This window comes from Mucilaginibacter sp. (genome assembly GCF_039925265.1).
Classification (GTDB): Bacteria; Bacteroidota; Bacteroidia; order Sphingobacteriales; family Sphingobacteriaceae; genus Mucilaginibacter.
This window is the reverse complement of sequence record NZ_JBDSZG010000021.1, coordinates 19,349-41,378: the sequence shown is the minus strand read 5'-3', so window position 1 is coordinate 41,378 and position 22,030 is coordinate 19,349. Positions and strand designations below refer to the sequence as shown.

Annotated in this window: 18 protein-coding genes and 1 pseudogene; 6 read left to right on the top strand and 13 right to left on the bottom strand. The window is 47.0% G+C overall.

Going from position 1 to position 22,030, the window contains the following annotated elements:
- Positions 1-320: pseudogene (locus ABIX36_RS11185) on the top strand (glucosamine-6-phosphate deaminase); the annotation flags it as partial.
- Positions 321-423: 103 nt separating this feature from the next.
- Here the strand turns inward: ABIX36_RS11185 and ftcD are convergent.
- The 5 genes from ftcD to ABIX36_RS11160 all read right to left on the bottom strand — a co-directional run bounded on the left by ftcD (position 424) and on the right by ABIX36_RS11160 (position 7,503).
- Positions 424-2,112, bottom strand: coding sequence for a glutamate formimidoyltransferase (gene ftcD / locus ABIX36_RS11180; RefSeq protein ID WP_348082246.1), 1,689 nt, complete (start codon positions 2,110-2,112; stop codon positions 424-426).
- A gap of 50 nt (positions 2,113-2,162) precedes the next feature.
- Entirely contained in the window at positions 2,163-3,407 is a 1,245-nt protein-coding gene (gene hutI, locus ABIX36_RS11175) for an imidazolonepropionase (RefSeq protein ID WP_348082245.1), read from the bottom strand.
- Between the two features lie 389 nt (positions 3,408-3,796).
- Entirely contained in the window at positions 3,797-5,470 is a 1,674-nt protein-coding gene (hutU, locus tag ABIX36_RS11170; RefSeq protein ID WP_348082244.1) for a urocanate hydratase, read from the bottom strand.
- Complete coding sequence (gene hutH / locus ABIX36_RS11165; protein ID WP_348082243.1) at positions 5,448-7,007, bottom strand: histidine ammonia-lyase; 1,560 nt, start codon at positions 7,005-7,007, stop codon at positions 5,448-5,450. Before hutH ends, hutU begins: the two co-directional genes overlap by 23 nt.
- Positions 7,000-7,503 carry a MarR family winged helix-turn-helix transcriptional regulator gene (locus ABIX36_RS11160; RefSeq protein WP_348082242.1) on the bottom strand — a complete coding sequence of 168 codons (504 nt, stop codon included), beginning with the start codon at positions 7,501-7,503 and terminating at the stop codon, positions 7,000-7,002. Before ABIX36_RS11160 ends, hutH begins: the two co-directional genes overlap by 8 nt.
- Before the next feature lie 166 nt (positions 7,504-7,669).
- Between ABIX36_RS11160 and ABIX36_RS11155 the strand changes: the two genes are divergently transcribed.
- A complete protein-coding gene (locus tag ABIX36_RS11155; protein WP_348082241.1) occupies positions 7,670-8,341 on the top strand; it encodes a basic secretory protein-like protein in 672 nt (223 codons plus the stop codon).
- Positions 8,342-8,574: 233 nt separating this feature from the next.
- Here ABIX36_RS11155 and atpG read toward each other — a convergent pair whose 3' ends face one another.
- The 8 genes from atpG to ABIX36_RS11115 all read right to left on the bottom strand — a co-directional run bounded on the left by atpG (position 8,575) and on the right by ABIX36_RS11115 (position 14,354).
- Entirely contained in the window at positions 8,575-9,483 is a 909-nt protein-coding gene (atpG, locus tag ABIX36_RS11150) for an ATP synthase F1 subunit gamma (protein ID WP_348082240.1), read from the bottom strand.
- An 80-nt stretch (positions 9,484-9,563) separates the two neighbouring features.
- Entirely contained in the window at positions 9,564-11,138 is a 1,575-nt protein-coding gene (atpA, locus tag ABIX36_RS11145; RefSeq protein WP_128536252.1) for a F0F1 ATP synthase subunit alpha, read from the bottom strand.
- A gap of 33 nt (positions 11,139-11,171) precedes the next feature.
- Positions 11,172-11,720 carry an ATP synthase F1 subunit delta gene (gene atpH, locus ABIX36_RS11140; RefSeq protein ID WP_348082239.1) on the bottom strand — a complete coding sequence of 183 codons (549 nt, stop codon included), beginning with the start codon at positions 11,718-11,720 and terminating at the stop codon, positions 11,172-11,174.
- Positions 11,721-11,793: 73 nt separating this feature from the next.
- The gene (atpF, locus tag ABIX36_RS11135) at positions 11,794-12,288 is read right to left on the bottom strand and encodes a F0F1 ATP synthase subunit B (protein WP_348082238.1); all 495 of its coding nucleotides are present in this window, start codon (positions 12,286-12,288) and stop codon (positions 11,794-11,796) included.
- 97 nt (positions 12,289-12,385) lie between these two features.
- The gene (atpE, locus tag ABIX36_RS11130) at positions 12,386-12,595 is read right to left on the bottom strand and encodes an ATP synthase F0 subunit C (protein WP_191192075.1); all 210 of its coding nucleotides are present in this window, start codon (positions 12,593-12,595) and stop codon (positions 12,386-12,388) included.
- Between the two features lie 45 nt (positions 12,596-12,640).
- A complete protein-coding gene (gene atpB, locus ABIX36_RS11125) occupies positions 12,641-13,708 on the bottom strand; it encodes a F0F1 ATP synthase subunit A (protein ID WP_348082237.1) in 1,068 nt (355 codons plus the stop codon).
- 32 nt (positions 13,709-13,740) lie between these two features.
- Positions 13,741-14,127 carry a hypothetical protein gene (locus tag ABIX36_RS11120; RefSeq protein ID WP_348082236.1) on the bottom strand — a complete coding sequence of 129 codons (387 nt, stop codon included), beginning with the start codon at positions 14,125-14,127 and terminating at the stop codon, positions 13,741-13,743.
- A complete protein-coding gene (locus tag ABIX36_RS11115) occupies positions 14,124-14,354 on the bottom strand; it encodes an AtpZ/AtpI family protein (protein ID WP_348082235.1) in 231 nt (76 codons plus the stop codon). Before ABIX36_RS11115 ends, ABIX36_RS11120 begins: the two co-directional genes overlap by 4 nt.
- A 135-nt stretch (positions 14,355-14,489) precedes the next feature.
- Between ABIX36_RS11115 and ABIX36_RS11110 the strand changes: the two genes are divergently transcribed.
- The 4 genes from ABIX36_RS11110 to uvrC all read left to right on the top strand — a co-directional run bounded on the left by ABIX36_RS11110 (position 14,490) and on the right by uvrC (position 22,030).
- Positions 14,490-14,696 (top strand): hypothetical protein, encoded by a 207-nt coding sequence (locus ABIX36_RS11110; protein ID WP_348082234.1) that lies wholly within the window; start codon positions 14,490-14,492, stop codon positions 14,694-14,696.
- 187 nt (positions 14,697-14,883) lie between these two features.
- On the top strand, positions 14,884-17,832 hold the full coding sequence (locus ABIX36_RS11105; protein ID WP_348082233.1) for a tetratricopeptide repeat protein: 2,949 nt from the start codon (positions 14,884-14,886) through the stop codon (positions 17,830-17,832).
- A gap of 7 nt (positions 17,833-17,839) precedes the next feature.
- Positions 17,840-20,107: a transglycosylase domain-containing protein gene (locus ABIX36_RS11100; RefSeq protein WP_348082232.1), complete on the top strand. Its 2,268-nt coding sequence runs from the start codon at positions 17,840-17,842 to the stop codon at positions 20,105-20,107.
- 99 nt (positions 20,108-20,206) lie between these two features.
- On the top strand, positions 20,207-22,030 hold the full coding sequence (uvrC, locus tag ABIX36_RS11095) for an excinuclease ABC subunit UvrC (protein WP_348082231.1): 1,824 nt from the start codon (positions 20,207-20,209) through the stop codon (positions 22,028-22,030).

Sequence of the window (22,030 nt, the reverse complement as noted above, 5' to 3'; positions counted from 1 at the left end):
TTGCTGCTTTACAGCGTTTGAAGGAAACCGAGGATTGGGTGAAAGATTGCTGGATGTGGCTCTACCGTGGTGCCTGGCACGAGTTTGCTACGCACGAAATTGAAATGGCGGTGCCTTTATCGCCTGCAGAAGTTTTGCGCAAGCGTAACGCCATCTTCAAGCACCAAAGCCAAAAGGACCGCCCCGTATTCCCCGGCGATGATGCCCGCGAGTTCTGGGTGCGTGCCGAGGACCGCAACCGCGAAACTGCCGTTTGTTATGATAAGCTCGGTATGGCGGAGTATGCGGCTATGGAGGCATTTGTCAGGTACCACTACTAAAGTACAATCAACTAAATCTCTCTATATCTCCGAAGAGGCGCGAGCAATTGCGCCTCTTTTTTGTTTAACCGTTTTTCTTGTAGAGACGCGATACTTCGCGTCTCTACAAGAAAATCTTCCCATTTACCAACCGAATGATCTCCGCTTCCGCAGCAATTGCTTTTTGTTCCAGTTCCTCTCCCCGCTTCAAAATATCATCCACAAAAATCTTATCCTTATACCCCGAAGCATTTATTTTCACATTCATAAAAGCGCCTATTACCGCCGAGCGTGCGCACAGTGAAGCCACGCCCGCATCGGTTACCGAATTGGGGTTACCAACCTCTACCATTGCTTTTATCAGGGTCAGGCTCTCGTAAGAAATCTGCATCACCTTAAACGGGATCTCAATAGCGTATTTGGTGGCATCCTGTATCGCTTTACCGCGGGCGGCTTTCTCCTCATCGGTAGACTTGGAAAGACTAAACGCCTCCATAATTTTATTGAACGCTTCGGTATCCAAATCAACCAATTTCAACAGTTCATCTTTATAGGCTTGCCCTTTTTCGGCCCAATCGCTAAACTCTTCCCAACGGCTATCCCATCCTTTTTTGTGCGACGACAGGTTAGCCACCATAGTAGCCAGCGACGCACCCAAAGCGCCCATATAAGCCGAAATAGAACCACCGCCCGGCGCGGGGCTCTCGCTCGCAGTTTCGTCGGCGAAGGCGGTTAAACTCATGCCGACTAATTTGCCTGCGGCGGCATCCTGCAACAGGTATTCGATAATCCGCTCCCTTGGATTAAACGGCCCCAGTTCATCCAGCCCCATCGATTTAAGGGCTATCTTGATCAGTTCCGCTTCACTCACCCCTACCGACCGCTGTTGTTTCCGCAGGAAATATTTACCGGCATCCAGCATCGCCTTCAAGGGAATCAAGCCCACTAATTCGCTGCCCGTTACCCGGATGCCCCGCTCATCGGCCTTTTTACAAACCTCATCAAAAGCTATGTGGATAGGCGTAACTTCAATATTGGTGAGGTTCATGGAGATCTGCGCAACGCCATATTCCTCAATGTACCAGCCTATCGCCTTTACACTTTTTAACGAACCCGGAATGCTTTTTGGCTTGCCGTTCTCATCGGTAATAACTTTACCTGTCACCGGGTCGCCATCGCGCAGCACACGGCCCGCCTCGCGCACATCAAACGCAATAGCATTTGCCCTGCGGGTGCTGGTGGTGTTCAGGTTCACATTATAGGCTATCAAAAACTCACGCGCGCCAATAACGGTAGCGCCCCGTTTTATATCATTTTCCGCAGGCCCAAAATCCGGTGACCATTGCGGTAGTTTTATCTTCTTAAAAAACCCTTCATACTCCCCAGCACGAATGATGGATAGGTTGCTGCGGCTTTTATCCGGCTGCGCATATTCATATAAATACGCAGGGATCTGCAATTCCTCACCCACGCGTTTGGCCAATTGCCTGGCGTACTCCGCAGTTTCTTCCATTGTAATATTGGCAATAGGTATCAGCGGACAGACATCCGTTGCGCCCATCCTGGGGTGCTCGCCCTTATGCCTGCTCATATCTATCAGTTCCCCGGCCTTCTTTATCGACAAAAAAGCGGCTTGTATCACCGCCGATGGCTCGCCTACAAAAGTCACCACAGTACGGTTCGTGGCCTTGCCCGGGTCAACATTCAGCAGGCGCACGCCGTCTACAGACTCCACCTCGTCGGTAATTTGTTTGATGATAGCCAGGTTAACGCCTTCGCTAAAATTGGGTACGCATTCAATTAGTTGGTTCATTGGTTCATTGGTTCAGTTGTTCATTAGTTCATTAGTATTCGCGTGGTTAGTTAAATCAGCGAAATCCCAAAATCATTAAAATCAGCGGTCCACACCTTTTGCGGCTTCATCTTCCCCTGGTAATATAGTATTTCGCGGTAGTCGGCACATGGGTAGGCTTGCATATCGGCAAGCATTCCCGGCGCTAATATACCACGGTTTGTTATTTTTAGTGCGGCTGCTGCACGGTAAGTTAAGCCGGCAAATACCTCGGCGGCTGTCAATTTTTCTGATGCGCTCATTACCGCCGCCTGCATCAGCAAGTCGCCCATTGGGGCAGATCCGGGGTTCCAGTCGCTGGCTATGGCGAGGCAGGCACCGGCATCCAGCAATTTACGGGCGGGAGCATATTGCATTCCCAACCCTAATGATGCGCCGGGTAAAGTAACCGCGACTGAATTTGACTCCGCTAATAATTTTATCTCGGCTTCGCCACTCGCTTCCAAATGATCTGCTGATAATGCCCCTACTTCAACAGCAACCTTACTTCCGCCCGTCGTGAACTGATCAACATGTACCGTAATCTCAAAACCCATTTGCTTTGCATGGTTCAGGTAGAACAATGCGTTCTCCGCATCAAAGGCACTTTGTTCAATAAATATATCCACCCTTGCGGCAAGGTTTTCCTCCCTTACTACCGGCAGCAATTCATGCAGCACATATTCTAAATATTCGCGTTGCGACCCATTAAAATCCTTTGGCACCATGTGCGCGGCCAGGCAGGTGGATACCATTTTAGCTTTAGTTTTAGCAGCTGCCGCTTTTATCGCCCGCAATTGTTTTAACTCTTCGGCCAAACTTAAACCATACCCGCTTTTTACTTCTATCGTGGTAACGCCTTCCGACAGATGCCGGTTTGCCCGTTGTACAAGCAGTTCGGCAAGCATCATTTCATCTGCCGCCCGGGTTTGCGTAACCGTATCCCAAATGCCGCCGCCGCTTTGGGCAATCTCCAAATAGGTTTTACCGGCAATCCGCATAGCGTAATCCTTCGCCCGGTTCCCGCCGAAACAAATGTGCGTATGGCAATCTATAAAGCCCGGCAACAGTACACGACTGCCCCTAATTTCTTCTATTTCTGCCGTTGGGTTCGCCTTTTTCAATTCCTCAAAATCACCAACCGCCAATATCAGTCCATCCTTCACCAATACACCGCCGTTGGGAATGACGTGCAATTGCTCATCCTTCAATGCCCCTTTTAGCGGGAGGTTTGTTAAAGGAAGAATTTGCGTGAAAGGGCCTATTAGTTTTTTCATTTTTTTTATTTCGAATATTAACCACCCCGTCATGCATGCTTGTTTCAGCACCCCAGCTGCTTAGTCGCTACCATGCAAACCGTCCACCTGTCCTGTGGGGTGCCGAAATAAATTCGACGGATTATTTCTGGGGCGTTGCCTGCGGCCCGGGCTTTCCGCTGCAAATCCTCGCCCTTCCCGCCGACAGCCACACACAGCTGTGGGTTTTCCGCTGCAATCCCTAACGCAAAACACCATTGCTCCTCCCTCTTTGCGAGGCACGAAGCAATCTCCGAACCTTTGCAATCGGCGACTTGTCCTATCGGGAGATTGCTTCGTGCCTCGCAATGACGCGTGGATTATTTTTCGTCTTTCGGACTTTCCCTCTTCCCAACTTCCGGACTAACTACCTACCACACCTTCAACCCAAACCTGTCCGCCCATTCGCTGGCTTTATCGTAACCTGCATCCGTATGGCGGAAGATACCCATCGCAGGGTCGTTATGTAACACGCGCTTGAGGCAGGTTGCGGCACGTTCGGTTCCGTCGGCTACTACTACCATGCCTGCATGTTGGGAGTAGCCCATGCCTACCCCGCCACCGTGGTGGAACGATACCCAGGTTGCCCCGCCCGATGTATTTGCCATCAGGTTAAGCAGGGGCCAGTCGGATACCGCGTCCGAGCCGTCCTTCATCGCTTCTGTTTCCCGGTTTGGCGATGCTACCGAGCCGCAGTCCAAATGGTCGCGACCGATCACTATAGGTGCTTTTACTTTTCCGCTGGCTACCAGTTCGTTCAATATCAAGCCGGCTTTTTCGCGTTCGCCCATGCCCAGCCAGCAAATGCGGGCGGGCAGGCCTTGAAAAGCTATTTGCTTTTGCGCTTTCCCCAGCCAGTTGATGAGCGGCTTATTTTCGGGGAAGGCTTCCATCAGCGCCCTGTCGGTTGTATAAATATCTTCGGGGTCGCCGGATAGAGCGACCCATCTAAACGGCCCTTTTCCCTCGCAAAACAGCGGACGGATAAAGGCAGGCGTAAACCCCGGGAAATTAAAGGCATCCGGCTCGCCTCCCTGACGGGCAAATTCACGCAGGTTGTTGCCATAATCAAAGGTAATGGCCCCTTGCTTCTGCAGCTCCAGCATAAGGCCAACATGGCGGGCCATGCTTTTTAGGGAGAGGCGTTTATATTGTTCTGCATCGGCTTTACGCAGGTCCAGCGCTTCGTCTAAACGTAAGCCGTTGGGGATATAACCGTTCAAAGGGTCGTGTGCCGAGGTTTGGTCGGTAAGCATATCGGGCACAATGCCGTCTGCAATCATTCGCTCCAGCATATCGCCGGCATCGCTTACCAAACCAACAGATAAGGTCTCGCCTTTGGCCATAGCCTCTTTTACCCAGGTCATGGCTTCCTCGTATGAGTGTGTCAACCTGTCGATGTATTTGCTATCGATGCGTTTTTGGATGCGTGTTGCATCTACATCGGCACCTAAAAATACCGCGCCTGCCATGGTTGCGGCCAGCGGCTGTGCACCGCCCATACCGCCAATGCCTGCACTCACAATGAGTTTCCCGGTAAGGTCGCCATTAAAATGCTGGCGGCCTGCTTCTACAAAAGTCTCGTAGGTGCCCTGCAAAATGCCCTGGGTGCCGATGTAGATCCAACTGCCGGCGGTCATTTGCCCATACATCATCAGCCCCTCGGCGCGGAGCTTGTTAAAGTGCTCCCAGGTTGCCCAGGCAGGCACCAAATTACTGTTGGCTATCAATACACGCGGGGCCTGCGGGTGGCTGCGGATAATGCCCACCGGTTTGCCCGATTGTACCAGCAAGGAATGTTCCTCGTCCAGTTCCAGCAGCAATTCTATAATTTTCCGTAACGATTCCGGGTTGCGGGCAGCCTGACCAATTCCGCCGTAAACCACCAGTTCATCCGGGTTTTCGGCAACCTGGCCATCGAGGTTGTTGAGCAGCATGCGCAGGGGCGCTTCCGTTTGCCAGCTTTTAGCGTGCAAAGTATTTCCAACCGGCGCTTTGTAAACCGGGTGGCTTGCGTAGGTTTTAATAAATTCCGAACTCGTCATCGTTGTTTAAATTGATGTGATGTTGTTGAGCGACTTTATGGGCTACAGCCTCAAATTCGCCGCTAATAATTAATTGGTGCAGTCGATTAATGTCTTCTGCAAATATCCTGTCTTCATCTATAAAAGGCACGTGTTTGCGTACCAACTGATGGCAAGCCTCAATAACCGGGGTGGATAAAAGCGGCCTGCGAAAATCCAGTGCCTGCGAAGCATACAGCAATTCGATCGCCTGTATATATTCCAGATTATCTAACACCATGTGCAGTTTGCGCCCGCTGATGGAGCCCATGGACACATGATCTTCCTGGCCCAGCGAGGTGGGCACGCTATCGGCGCTGGCCGGGAAGCAAAAGGTTTTATTTTCGGTCACCAGTGCGGCGGTGGTGTATTGCGGGATCATCAGGCCGGAGTTTAAGCCCGCGCCATTTGTTAAAAGTTTTGGCAGGCCGTAACGGCCTTCGCTCATGAGATAGCAGCGGCGGTCGGCAATATTGCCTAATTCGGCTGCGGCTACGGTGGCGTAATCCAGCGGAAGCGCTAAAGGCTGCCCGTGAAAGTTGCCGCCGCTGATGGTGTCTTCGGCAGAAAAAACAACGGGGTTATCGGTAACGGAGTTTAGTTCTATCTCGGTCAACCCTTTTAAATGCAGCCAGGCGTTGCGTGATGCACCATGCACCTGCGGCATGCAGCGGAGTGAATAGGGATCCTGCACGCGGTTACAATCCGCATGTGCGCAATTAATATCCGAGCCAGCAAGCAAGGCTGCTAAACGTTGTGCCACGTGCTTCGTTCCTTTATAGGGGCGAATAGCGTGCAGCCGTGCATCAAAGGGGCGCGAGGAACCCATCAACCCCTCCAGGGACATGGCGCCAATAAGGTCGGCCACATTTAAAGCATTGTTTAACCGCTCCACCGCTTTTATGGCAAATGCTAAAATAAATTGTGTACCGTTGATGAGAGCAAGCCCTTCCTTGGGGCCAAGCACAAGCGGTTCCAAATTATGCTGCTGCAATATTTTTCCCGCGGGAAATTTTTCATCGCCAACAAAAACATAACCCAAGCCTATCAATGGCAAAAACAAATGTGCCAGTGGAGCGAGATCGCCGGATGCGCCTACCGAACCCTTTTCCGGCACCACGGGTATTACATCGTTATCAATATGCCAGATCACCCGCTCTAAAGTTTTTGGGGAGATGCCCGAATAGCCTTGCGCCAGCGCCTGCACTTTGGTGATGAGCATTAGTTTGGCTATTTCCTGTGGAATGGGTTTGCCTACCCCAACGCTATGGCTTTTGAGAATGTTGCTTTGCAGCAGGCTGGTGTCTTTTTCGGAGATGCTGGTATCGCACAACGGGCCGAAACCGGTATTAATTCCGTAGACCGGCTTTTGCGCGTGAACTATCTTCTCTACTTCTTTCCACGATCTATGTATCCCCTCAGCCGCTTCCTCATTAATAACCCCTTTGAGCTTGCCGGAAGCAATATCCAGCACCTTACGTATCGACAGGTGCTCCACTCCATAGTTAAAACTATTCATCAGTAGCGGGTTTTAAGTTCAACTTCTTACCAACGGTATCCGCCAGGTTTGCCGAGCGGAACACGTTTTCCATAGCAGCGATAGCGGGTAATAATTGCGTGGCGGCGGCATCGCTTTCGGCAAGGTCCATCATGCTGGTGTTAATAGCTTCCCAAATGGGCAAGATCTGATCAAGAATGGCTTTGCCCTTCGGTGTGAATTGTACCAGCTGCCTGCGGCCGTCATCGGTACAAACCGACGTTTCCACAATATTTTTATTCTTAAGATTAGTGATCAGCTGGCTTGCCGCCGGGTGCGACACCTCGGTTTGCTCGCTGAGTTCTTTGATGGAAAGCGACTCGTTCTTCGACAATAAATAAAACACCGGGAACCAGCTGGCCTCAAACTCGATGCCCTCATTTTGGTAAATACGGTTTATCTCGGCTAAAAAAGTTTCACTCATCCGCCTGAGGCGGCTGCCTAAAACTAAATAACCCAAGCTTTGATACAAATTCATAACGCAATTTATATAAGTGCTTATATAAATGCAAATGTTATTTTAAATAGGCGAGCCCCCCAGCCCCCTGAAGGGGGAGCTTTTTGATTTGCAAAGCAGAAACATTGGGGCTGTAACATTCGTGTTTTTATTAAACAGATGATACACAAATAAGTATTTTAGGCCCATGAAAAAACTAACACTACTATCTATACTATTCCTTGGCATGTGTTGCCGGATCGCGCTCTCTGCCGGTATAGATACTGTCAAAAGAAACGGCTACACCCTCATCGTATCCGGTAACGACGAGCACTTCGATCAAGCTATTAAGGAAAAACTCATCAGCACCTTTTTTACCGTTTACCCTAAAATTGTAAAGGAGTATAATAAGAAGAGCCTCAAACAGGTTGTGTTCTTTATTGATACAGCCTACCATGGAGTTGCGGCGACTGATAATGGGCGGGTAGTGTTCAGTCCTGCTTACATGACCAAGCATCCGAACGACATCGACGTGGTTACCCACGAGGTAATGCACATTGTTCATGATTACGGCGATAGCAGTGGACCCGGCTGGCTTACAGAAGGTATTGCCGACTACGTTCGTAACGAGCACGGTGTTGCCAACGAGGCTGCGGGATGGAAGCTCCCCGCCTACAAATCAACCCAAAACTATGACAACGCCTACCGTGTAACCGCCCGCTTTTTAGTTTGGGTAGAAACCAAGGTTAAAAAAGGCAGCGTGAAAAAATTTGACGGCATTATGCGCAAGCACATTTATAATGATAATACCTGGAAGGATGTTACCGGGAAATCGGTGGATGAGTTGTGGAAAGAATATGCGGAAAATCCAAACACATAGGCGAACTCCCCGGCCCACTGAAGGGGGAGCCTTTGAATTGCCAACGCCGCCGCTCTGCTGGAGTTGCAATTATTAGGCGGCATCTTGCCGCGGGTGGCCGGAGGCCTTACAATATTCGTCACTCGGCCGGAGCCGAGCGACTGCAAAATCTTATATAAATAAGAAAGGCTTTCCATTTTGGAAAGCCTTTCTTATTTATGTCTTCGACAAGTTCAGACTGACAACCTTTGTTATCAACCACCCAGTGCCGCTGCACCGCTTACAATTTCGGTAAGCTCGGTAGTAATAGCCGCCTGACGGGCCTGGTTGTATGAAAGTTTAAGGGCTTTCAACAGATCACCGGCGTTTTCGGTTGCCTTGTCCATCGCTGTCATACGTGCGCCGTGTTCAGATGCGTTTGAATCTAATACCGCGCGGTATAACTGGATCTTGATATTCTTAGGGATCAGCTGCTCTACAATTTCTTCCTGCGAAGGCTCCAATATGTAGTCAACCTGCGCTTCAATAGCACCATCCTTAGTTTTCAGTTTTTCTTCCTTTGGCTTAGCTTCTGGTTTCGGTACCGGCAATAATTGCTCTGCTACCTGGAACTGTATAGCCGCGTTACGGAAATGGTTGTAAACCAGTTCTACACGGTCGTAATCGCCATTGATAAAGCCTTGCATGATCGCTTCGGTAATTTTTGAAGCGTTGATGAAGTTCAGGTCGAGGTATAGGTCGTTATTGTTGCCAATAACATTGTACTTGCGGCGCTGATAATATTCCTGGCTTTTTTTACCGATAGATACGATAGATACATTGCCAGCCTTAAGTTGCTCGCTGTATTTCTCTGCTATCAGGTTATTGGCAGTTTTAATAACGTTGGTGTTGAACGCACCCGCCAAACCACGGTTTGATGATACAACAACCACCAATACACGTACCGGCTCGCGCTCCTGCAGGTATGGCGACGCGCCATCCTCCAAACTTGCCGATAAGTTTGCCAACAGGTCTTTCAACTTATTAGCGTACGGGCGTAATTGTACAATAGCATTGGTCGCTCTTTTCAGCTTTGCCGCCGAAACCATTTTCATGGCCTTGGTGATCTGCTGCGTTGAGCTTACCGACGATATCCTGTTTCTTACTTCTTTTAAATTAGCCATTCTTTTTTTGAGTGGTGAGTTATGAGTTATAAGTGCTGAGTGTTGAACTCAAGACCTATAACTCCTTACTCAAAACTAAATTAATATTTACCTGCCAACTCTTTAGCTACCGTTTCCAGTACGCCGGTTAGTTGGTCATCGAATTTACCTGCTTTAAGGGCCGCCAACACTTCAGGGTGGCGTTGCTCTAACTGGCTGGTGTATTCTGCTTCAAACTCACGGATCTTGTTAACCGGTACGTTACGCATCAGGTTTTTTGTACCCAGGTAGATAATAGCAACCTGTTTTTCAACCGTTACCGGTGAGTACTGGCCTTGCTTTAGTATCTCTACGTTACGTGCACCTTTGTCAATTACGTTTTTTGTAGAAGCATCTAAGTCCGAACCGAATTTAGAGAAAGCTTCCAGCTCGCGGTATTGAGCCTGGTCAAGTTTCAAAGTACCTGCTACTTTCTTCATCGATTTGATCTGCGCATTACCACCCACACGAGATACCGAGATACCTACGTTAATTGCGGGACGGATACCGGCCAAGAACAAGTTCGACTCCAAAAAGATCTGACCATCGGTAATAGAAATTACGTTGGTTGGGATATAAGCTGATACGTCACCTGCCTGTGTTTCGATAATTGGTAATGCTGTTAACGAACCGCCGCCTTTTACGATGTGCCTGATAGATTCCGGCAGATCGTTCATTTGCTGAGCGATGTTATCGTTGCTGTTCACCTTTGCAGCACGCTCTAATAAACGGCTGTGCAGGTAAAATACGTCACCAGGGTAAGCCTCACGGCCCGGTGGGCGACGTAGTAACAATGATACCTCGCGGTAAGCCACAGCTTGCTTAGAAAGGTCATCATAGATGATCAAAGCAGGGCGACCAGTATCGCGGAAGTACTCGCCAATTGCAGCACCTGCAAACGGAGCAAAGAATTGCATGGTAGCAGAATCCGAAGCGTTTGCAGCAACTATGATAGAGTATGGCATAGCACCGTTCTCTTCAAGCGTGCGTACAATGTTTGCAACGGTAGAGGCTTTTTGGCCACAAGCTACATATATACAAGTTACCGGCTGGCCGGCATCATAAAACTCTTTTTGGTTGATGATGGTATCGATACAAACCGCAGTTTTACCTGTTTGCCTGTCACCAATAACCAACTCACGCTGGCCACGGCCGATAGGGATCATTGCGTCGATAGCTTTGATACCTGTTTGCAAAGGCTCGGTTACCGGCTGGCGATAGATAACACCCGGCGCTTTACGCTCCAAAGGCATTTCATACGTTTGGCCAAGTATTGGTCCTTTACCATCAATTGGAGTACCTAAAGTATCAACAACACGGCCAAGCATACCTTCACCTACGTTGATAGATGCAATACGATTGGTACGTTTTACGTTGTCGCCTTCTTTGATATCGTCAGAACGGCCCAACAATACCACACCCACGTTATCTTCTTCAAGGTTCAAAACGATACCTTGTAAACCGTTATCAAATTCAACCAGCTCACCTGATTGTACTTTAGTTAGTCCGTAAACACGTGCAATACCATCACCCACCTGGAGTACGGTACCCACTTCTTCTAATTCAGATTCTGACTTGAAGCCTGCTAATTGCTGGCGCAATATTGCTGATACTTCGTCTGGTCTTACCTCTACCATTTTTCGAATTTATTTTAGAGTTTTAATTTAATATTATTTAATTGCAGCTTGTGCAAAATCCTTTTTCAATTTCTTTAGGCTGGTGGCTATGCTGGTATCTACCTGCCTGTCGCCAACTGTAAGCACAAAGCCGCCAATTAGTTTTGGGTCAACCTTATCGGTTAACTTAACAGTACCGCCAATTGCCGCCTGTACATCGGCAAGCATTTTTTGCTTGTTGGCCGCAGATAACGGTGCTGCAGTTGTTACCCTTGCATTGGTAATATGGTTCTTCACATCGTATAAGCCAATAAATTCATTAGCGGTAGTGTACAACACTTCGCCACGGCCTTTATTTACCATAATGTTTAAAAACGCGATAGTTACCTTGCCCACCTTGGCACCAAACACATCGGCCAATATATTAACCTTTTTGCTGTGCGAGATGATAGGGTTAGCTAAAACAGCGCCCAACTCCGGGTTTGCCTTTACGGTTTTCAGGAACAGCTCCATATCATCCTTAACCGCCTCAACAGCTTTCTGCTCTGCGGCTAAGTCGATCAATGCTTTTGCGTACCTTAATGCTACTGTTACTTCTGACATATCTTTTAGTTGTGAGTGTTGAGTGGTAAGTAATGAGTTGAACTCAGTACCCGTAACTCAAAACTTATTACTACTATAATTTCACTTCTTTTAACAGTTCTGCAACCAATGCATCCTGTTTGCTGCTGTCTTCAAATTGCTTGCGCAATACCTTCTCGGCAATCTCCAACGATAAAGTTGCAACCTGGTTTTTAACGTCGGCCATTGCAATAGCTTTTTGGTTGTTAATTTCTATACGGGCAAGCTCAATCTGGCGCGCGCCTTCTTTGTGTGCAGCATCTTTAGCTTCGCTGATGATCTGGTCTTTTACTTTTTTAGCTTCAGACAGGATAGCATCACGCTCTATACGCGCTTGTTTCAAAAGGACATCATTCTCGTTTGTTAAACGGGCCATTTCGTCTTTAGCGGCTTCGGCTTTAGAAAGCGAATCTTCAATAAAGCGTTCGCGTTCGTCAAGAGCGCCCATAATAGGCTTCCATGCAAATTTACCAAGTAAGATAAACAGTATAGCTAATGATACTGTGGTCCAAACTACGAGGCCAATTTCCGGGGTTACTAATGGATTCATTTTTATATATAAAATGTTAAAATTTCAATTTTTTAATAACCGTAGCTGCGGCCAATCGCAACAGGCTACGGTTAAAGATTTTCCTTGCGGGGGTTGATTATCTCAAGCCCAGGAAAGATACAACCACACCGAACAAAGCAGCACCCTCTACAAGGGCAGCAGCGATGATCATGGCAGTTTGGATCTTTGAAGCAGCTTCCGGCTGGCGAGCGATACCTTCTACGGCTTTACCACCGATCTGTCCGATACCGATACCTGCTCCGATTACTGATAAACCTGCACCAAGTGCAGCGATACTTCCAATCATTGTATTAAATTTAAAGTGAATATATAGTATAAAAATTATTAAAAATTAGTGGTGATGTTCTTCAATTGCACTGCCGATAAACAGGGCAGTAAGCAGTGTGAAGATGAACGCTTGTAATGCTGCTACCAGCAATTCCAATACATCCATAAAAATCACGAAAGCAACAGAAACAGGCGCTATATAAAGCGATTTGAACACAAATATCAGCGATATTAAGCTCAGCACAATAATGTGCCCTGCGGTAATGTTGGCAAACAAACGTATCATCAACGCGAAAGGCTTTGATATGATACCAACAAGCTCGATAACCCACCATAAAGGCCAGATCCAAACAGGCACATCGGCCGGGATGAAAATGTGTGCCCAGTAGTGTTTGTTACCCTTTACGTTAACTATTATTAAAGTGATAACCGAAAGCACCAGTGTTACCGCTATATTACCGGTAAGGTTTGCACCAAACGGGAAGAAAGGAATTAAACCGATCAGGTTGTTTACCCAAATGAAAAAGAACACGGTTAGCAACAATGGCATGTAACGCTGATATTTATAGCCGATGTTCGGGCGGGCAATATCATCACGTACAAACAGGATCAACGGCTCCATAACAGATTGTAAACCCTTAGGGGCTTTACCTGCACGTTTTTTATACGCCGATGCCACGCTAAAGAAGATGATGAGCAGGAAAAGTATCCCCATCCACATACTAACCACGTTGCGGGTGATAGAAAGATCTACCAGGCTGCTGTTCCATTTTGCTACAGTAGCGCTTTCAGCAAGTGTATTATTTTCGCCAACAATATTTACTTTATCGCTTACCAGCCTGTAGGTATAATATTTGCCGGTATAGTCAGCATGGCCATGTTCAAAGTGCGCTGAAGAAAAAACCTCAAGGCCCTTATCAGTATACAATATAACCGGAAGGGGAATAGTGGTAGTATTCCAGACATGCAGCGAATGCGAGTCGGCAATGTGCTCTAAAATAACTTCGCTCGGTTCAAATGGCTTTTCAGCGCCTTCAGCATGCTCTTCCTGGGAAAAAGCCGGTATCGAAAATGTGGTAAGCGTTAAAAAAACGGCACAAATTCGTAAAAGTGTAAATATTTTTATTTTCAAAATCGAGCTATTATACATCAAAATAAACTTTTCTACTTCAAATTTTGGTTGCGCAAGTTACGCAATAACACGTAAACTTCAAAGGCAGTATTTAAGAAATATAGGTAAAAGAAATTGCCCACAAAAACTGGCTTATCTACCTTAATTTTCATGATAAAAACCACTAAAAATGCCAGGCAGGCCAGCAATTTAAAAACGGTAGTGGCCAAAAAAGTCTGGGCGTAGTTTTCGGGGTTTACCTGTTTGGTGATGATAATGGCCACCATTACTAAAAAAGTAAGGCCGGTTATAAAAGCAAACATCAGCCAAAAATGGGGCACCAATAAATTGGAATGGCCGGTAAATATTAAGGCTATGGGTGGCGCAGCCAACAATATGGCAAATATTAAAAATGCGATGATCGCGGTTTTTGTCTTCATTTTTTTACGGATCTGATAACTAAGAATAATGCAATAAATACACCGGCAAGCGATAGTACAGCGGTTACCCACTTGGTTGCGTGGCCGGTGCTTTCATCTATTTTATAACCGGCAAAGGTAAACACGCCAATAATAACGATCATCTGGAACGCCAACCCCGTGTATTTAACATAAGAACTTGCTTCCTTAGCTCCTTCCTTTATGTCGTTTGGTTCATTTTCGGTCATGGCGCAAATTTATTAATCCTATTGCATACTATTTAGTAAATTAGCGATGCTTTTTATAATACCGAATTTGGCGCCCTTTTAACCAGCGTCGTCCATCGGTGTACTTAAATGGCGGCTTTATCAATTCATAACAAAATGGAAAAAGTGGTAAACTTTGTTAAACAGGATGAGGAAGAGATGCTTTATATACAGCATTGGTTAAAACAACCTGTTATAGAAAGACTAAAAGAAGTAACCCGGTTGAGACACAACTATTATAAATGGCTCAATAAATCTTTTCCCGATAAAATTGAAAAGGTGGTGAATAGACAACATATTCAAAACCAAATAGGTTCTAATTGATCTCAATAAATACCGTGATGAACGAAAATAACGTTAAGCCTCTAACCAAGCGAATATCAAATTTCTTAAGGAACTTAAAGAGGCTATCGAACAGATAAATTTATACAAGGCAGGCAAACTTAAAGGTAAACCTGCGGAGGAGTGGCTTAAAGAACTATTATAAATCTACACACTAACACATCATCCTTTGAGGCGCAATTCTAACCTATTCCTGCACCATCCAATCAAACCTGCCCTGTTTGCGCTTGTACTCCTTATGGCCGGCTGTTCGCTCGAAAAAAAGAGCGCCCTTAACCGCGGACTGCAAAACTTAACGGCACACTATAACATCCTGTTCAACGCAAAAGAGATCCTGAAAGAAAAGGAAGAAGGATACGCCGCCGGATTTGTGGATAATTACAGCGAACTGCTTTCGGTTTACCAGGATACCGCTGCCGCCGGTGCCGCACCGGATAAGGACCTGGAGGCTGCCAAGTCAAAGGCCAATACCATCATAGCTGTAAAAGAACAAAGCCATTATATACCCGATGCCTATTTGGTACTTGGCAAGGCCAACTATCTGGCCGCAAATTATTTCGACGCGGTAGAGTACTTTAACTATGTGGTGCTTACCGGCCGCCCCAAACAAACCGAAATAAAACAGGAGGCCCTGGTTTGGAAAGGCCGCGCCCTCCTGTTCCTCCATAAAGATGCCGAAGCAAAGCAGATCATAGATAGCGCCATACAAAACATCAACCCTAAAAAAAGCATTACAGCCGATGTGTACGCTGCCAAACTGCAGTATGACATTAATACCGGCGAATATGCCGATGCCGAGGCGATGGCTAAAGAGGCTATAAAATATAGCGGCAGCAACCTGCAGCGAATGCGCTGGACTTTTATCCTGGGCCAGTTGCAGGAGCTCAATGGCAAACCCACCGATGCGGTTGTAAGCTACGCCCGCGTGGCCAAAAGCAACGTAACTTTTGATATGGCCTTTAACGCCGACCTGAACCGTATCCGCATTGAGGATAGCCAGAATGGCGTAAAAGTAAGTCGCCTGGCGCGGTTACGCGCTTTGTTAAAAAACCAGAACAACACCGAATTTACCGACCAGATTTACTACCAGATAGCCCAACTGCAATACGCTGATAACAGTATTGATGATGCTATTCAAAACTATAAACGTTCTGCCAACTACAGCACTGTGAACCAAAATCAAAAAGGGCTCGCCTACCTGCGCCTTGCGGATATCTATTTTAAAAACAAGGCAGACTATACGCTGGCTAAAACCTATTACGACAGTACGCTTACCGCCCTATCGCGAAATTACCCGGGGTACATTACCATACAAAAGAAAGCGGAGAACCTGCAGTTACTAACAGATAATTTGAAAGTAATAGCCCGCGAAGATACGCTGCAAATGCTGGCCGCCCTGGACGAACCAAGCCGCGAGAAGCGCATTGATGTAATGGCCAAACGCCAGGAAATAAAAAAACAGGCCGCGACAGCAGTAAATATCGGCTGGCCGGATGCAATTGCCGATCCTTTTGGCGATACACCGTCACCGGTTGCAAGCGTACCCAATGGCGGCAACTTTTATTTTTATAATACCAACGCGGTAAGCCAGGGCTTTAGCGACTTTAAACGAGTTTGGGGGAACCGCAAACTGGAGGATAACTGGCGCCGAAGCAACCGCTCGAACGCCGACTTAACCACCAATACCTTAAATACAGCGAAAAACGTAGACACTAACGCCCTGCCAGATTCTTTGCAGCGCAGCCCCGGCGAGGTAGACGCCAATAACTTCAAGCAGGACCTGATCCAAAACCTCCCGCTCACTGCACCGCTGATGTTGCAATCAAACGCGCGCCGGTACGATGCCTACCTGGCTATCGCCAATTTTTACCGGGATGTGCTGGACGATAAAAAGGAAGCCGCAGCCGCTTACGAAAAGGTATTGTCGCTCTTCCCTAACAACGATAATAAGGCCGCTATTTATTACAACCTGTATCGTTTATACAGCGAAAGCAATGTCGCGCTGTCAGAGAAATATAAAGCCCTGGTACTGAAAGAGTATCCTGAAACGGCTTTCGCCAAAACCATCCTCGACCCCGACTATGGTAAACGCTTGAATGACGAGGACACTGGTTTCAGCGCCTTGTACAATCAGGTGTATGACCTGTATGCAGCTAAAAAATATCCGCAGGTGATCTCCTCTGCTGATGGCTTGCTAAAAACCTATCCAAATAATAAGTACGCGTCGCAATTGGAATATCTGAAAGCATTTGCCGGGGGGCACCAGGAAAAACTTGATCCGTTTAAAGCAGACCTGCAACAAATAATTGCCAAATATCCCGATGACCAGTTGATCACTCCACTGGTAAAACAGCACCTCACTTATATTGATGTGAACCAAACCGACTTGGCAGCACGCAGCATTGTAATAACCGACAGGGATATAGCCGATGGTACGTTCAGCATACCTATAGTATACCAGCAACAAACCGAATACCGTGTGCCGTACACCGGCGGCCCTATTGTTATTGTGCCGGATGTACGCAAACCTGAGAAAAAGCCTGTACCCGCAGTAACTAAGCAACCATTACCAGCACCCGCTAAACAGCAGGAGACAACACCGCCGGTGGTTGCGCAGCAACCCGTAAAAGAGCCGGAAGGGGTGCAAACTAAACCTGAGCCGGTAACGCAAACACAGCCCGAAGTTACACAAGCCGCACCTCCCGTGCAGGCACCCGTAACCGTGGTTACGCCTCCGGTTATTAAAAAACCTTCGATATTTAACCTTCGCGATAGCAGCAACTACTATTTTGTGGTAGCGGTAAATTCGGGCACAACTAATTTGGCCTCTTCACGTTTTGGTATAGGGCAATTTAACCGGGTACAATACCAGGGCAGCCCAATCAATCACAATTTAAAAAACGCCGGTGCAGATAACCAGTTGATATATGTTGGGCGCTTTCTTAACCTCGAAAATGTAAAGGATTACGCCCGCCGCATAGTGCCTTTACTACCCGATATTATAAAGGCACCCAAGGATAAATACAGCTTTTTTATCATTACGAAGGAAAATCTGGATAAATTAGCCGACGGAAAAACATTAGATAGCTATATCGAGTACTATCAGCAAAACTATTAGGCCAGTCATGATCGTCAACAACAATAACCGCAATAATAAAAACAAGCTCACCACACAGGATATCAGGCGTTACAATTGGTATATATGGCGTTTTATAATTGCCGGCTTTTCCTTTTTTGTGATCATGATCTTGCTGATCGCTTTCCAGGTGTTCGGCACGCTGCCATCTTTCCGCGAGTTGGAAAACCCAAAAAGCGACCAGGCGTCGCAGGTGATTTCGTCAGATAACCAGGTTCTTGGCAACTATTATGTAAAAAACCGCACCAGCGTTACCTATAGGCAATTATCGCCCAATGTAATTAACGCGCTGGTTGCCACCGAAGACGCCCGCTTTTACGAACATTCGGGTATCGATTTTCAGCGCTCTTTTACCATCGTATTGTACAACCTAATCGGCAAAAAACAGGGCGGCAGTACTATTACGCAGCAACTGGCCAAAAACTTATTTACCGAAAAAACGCATAACCCATTCGTTCGTATTATTCAAAAATTAAAGGAATGGATCACCGCTGTTAAGCTGGAACGCAACTATACCAAGGAAGAGATCTTAACGCTTTATCTCAACACGGTAGATTTTGGTGCTTATAACACCTACGGTATCAGCTCGGCATCGCGCACCTATTTTAATACCACACCAGATAAGCTTACGCCAGACCAGGCCGCGCTTTTAATGGGCATGATAAACGGCCCGGGCATTTACAGCCCAATCAACCACCCCGATAACGCTTTAAACCGCCGCAACTTTGTGCTGCGCCGCATGGGCGAAGAAGGTTACCTGAGCGCTGGCCAAACCGAGGAGTTTAAACAAAAACCGCTTGGACTGATATTTAAAGTTACCGACCACAACGAGGGTATGGCCACCTACTTTAGGGCGGTGTTGAAAAAAGAGATCCAAAAGATCCTGGTGGATAAAGCTATTCTAAAACCCGATGGCGTTACCACCTACGACCTCGACCGCGACGGGCTAAAAATTTACACCACCATTGATGCTACTATGCAGCAGTATGCGGAAGACGCCCAAAAAGAATACATGAAAAAACTACAGGCACAATTCAATTCGCACTGGAAAGGGTTGAGCCTCTATAAAGCTATTCCAACCTTTAAAAGCCTGCTGGATAAAGGGATGCGCCGGTCAGACAGGTACGCCAGCCTGAAACTGCAGAATAAAACTGACGAAGAGATAAAAACTGATTTTGCCACGCCCGCTAAAATGAACATTTTTACCTGGCATGGCGATATTGATACTGTGATGAAACCTATCGATAGCATTGTGTATTGCAAAATGATGCTGCGCAACGCTTTAATGAGTATGGACCCTACCACAGGTTACATTAAAGCATGGGTTGGTGGCACCAACTTCGAACATTTTAAATACGACCAGGTAAAAACCGGTACGCGCCAGGTGGGTTCAACGGCTAAGCCCTTTACCTACGCCGTTGCTATTGAAAATGGATTTTCGCCTTGTATGCAGGTGGCCAACGAGCCTATCACCATTACAGGTTACGGCGCAGATTGGTCCCCGCGTTCATCGCCAAGCGAAACGGTACCGGGGGTGATAACCCTGCGCACAGCGCTTGCGCGATCGCAAAACTGGGTTACGGCATATGTAATGAACGAAGTGAAACCCGTGCCGGTGATGGAGCAGATAAAGAAGATGGGGATTACCAGCGAGGTGCCTCCATACCCGTCTATTTGCCTTGGTACATTCAACGCATCCGTTTTTGATATGACGGGCGCTTACTCCGCCTTCGCCAACGAGGGCGTTTGGACCGAACCTACCTTCCTGATGCGCATTGAAGATAAAAACGGGAACGTATTATATAACAACACACCAAAGGTAGTGCAGGCCCTTAACCCGCAAACCGCTTACGTAATGACCTATATGCTTAAAGGCGTTATAGATGAAGGAACGGGTTACCGCTTAAGAAGGGATTACCATATCATGAACCCTATTGGCGGTAAAACAGGCACCACTCAAGATAACTCCGATGGCTGGTTTATTGGCATCACCCCGCAATTGGTTACCGGCGTGTGGACAGGCTGCGAAGACCGCGACATCCACTTCCGCAGTACCCGTCTGGGCGAGGGAGCCAATACAGCGTTGCCTATTTTTGCAGGCTATATGAAAAGGGTTTACGCCAATAGTAAGCTCGGCATTAAAACAAACGTAGACTTTGTTCCGCCCAAAAGTGGTGTATCCATCACCCTCGATTGCGGCGCTTACAGCCAGCAACAAAAAGGCACCAACGAGGTGGAGAAGAAATTAGATTTTTAGGTTAGTTCATTGGTTCACTGGTTCATTAGTTCGCTGGTAATATTTGTGTGTAAAGCCTGACTAATGAACCAATGAACTGATGAACCAGTGAACTGGGTAATGGACAAATTTGATCATCGCGAGGCTTTAAAGAATATACCGCACAAACCGGGTGTTTACCAATATTGGGATGTGACGGACGAGCTGATATATATTGGTAAGGCCAAGGACCTGCGTAATCGTGTAGGCTCGTACTTTAATAAGGATACCCAGATAAATGCAAAAACACGGGTATTGGTATCCAAAATACGCAAAATAACTTTTACCATTGTTGATACCGAGGTGGATGCATGGCTGCTGGAGAACAGCATGATCAAGAAGCATCAGCCGCGTTATAACGTGATGCTGAAGGATGATAAAACCTACCCCTGGATCATCATCAAAAACGAAAACTATCCCCGCATATACTGGACCCGCCGCATCATCCGCGATGGTTCTAAATACCTTGGCCCTTATGCCTCGGTAAGTATGATGCACACCATTTTGGGGCTTATAAAAGAAACTTACCCCCTGCGTACCTGCAGCCTCAACCTCACCCGCGAAAACATTGAGAAAGGTAAGTTTAAGGTTTGCCTGGAATACCAGCTGGGTAATTGTAAAGGGCCCTGCCAGGATTACCAGTCGGAAACGGATTACGATAACAGTATTGACGAGATCAAAGATATCCTGAGTGGCAAGATAGGTGCGGTTGTCCGCAACTTAAAAACGGACTTGGAGAAAGCCGTGAGCGAGTTGAACTTTGAACAGGCGCACCGCCTGAAACGAAAATCGGAACTGCTGGAGAATTACCAGAGTAAATCTACTGTTGTAAATTCATCCATTACCGATGTGGATGTTTTCAGCATCGCATCCGAAGAAAAATATGCCTTTGTTAACTACCTCAAAGTAATGAATGGCACCATCACGCAAACTCAAACCATCGAGCTGAAAAAGCGATTGGATGAAACGGATGAAGAGTTGCTCACCATTGCCATCACTGAGTTCCGCACCAGGTACGAAAGCCATTCCAAAGAGATCATAGTACCTTTTGATATTGATCTGGACGACGCAAAAATAAAATTTACGGTGCCTAAACTGGGCGAAAAGCGTAAACTGCTTGATCTTTCTCAAAAGAATGTGATGTTCTTTAAGAAGGAAAAGATAGACCAGTACGAGAAACTGAACCCCGATGTGCGAACCGATAGGTTAATGGAACTGATGATGAAGGAACTGCGCATGAACCAGCAGCCACGCCACATCGAGTGTTTTGATAACTCCAACTTCCAGGGAAAGTACCCGGTATCGGCCATCGTGGTGTTTAGAGATGGGAAGCCATTTAAAAAGGACTACCGCCACTTTAACGTAAAAACGGTAGTTGGGCCTGATGATTTTGCAACGATGGAGGAGGCTGTACACAGGCGTTACCGCCGGCTTCTGGATGAAGGCACCGAACTACCTCAACTCATCATAATTGATGGTGGTAAAGGCCAGCTCTCATCTGCCATGAAGAGTTTGAAGCTACTGGGAATAGAAAAGCAGGTTACCGTTATTGGCATAGCCAAACGGCTGGAAGAACTTTATTATCCCGGCGACCAGTACCCCATGTACCTCGATAAACGATCAGAGACCCTGAAGATCATTCAGCAACTGCGTGATGAGGCTCACCGTTTCGGTATCACTTTCCACCGTAAAAAACGCGATAAAGGAACCCTTGCCACCGAACTGGAATTGATAGAGGGCATAGGCAAAACCACTGCCGAAAAACTGCTTAAATACTTTAAATCGGTAAAGAAAATTCGCGAAGCCAGCGAAACAGTTTTACAGGAAGTGGTAAACCTTAAACAGGCCAAAGCTATTACACAGTATTTCAACCCGGCGGTAAGCGACATAACAGGATTGCAGTAG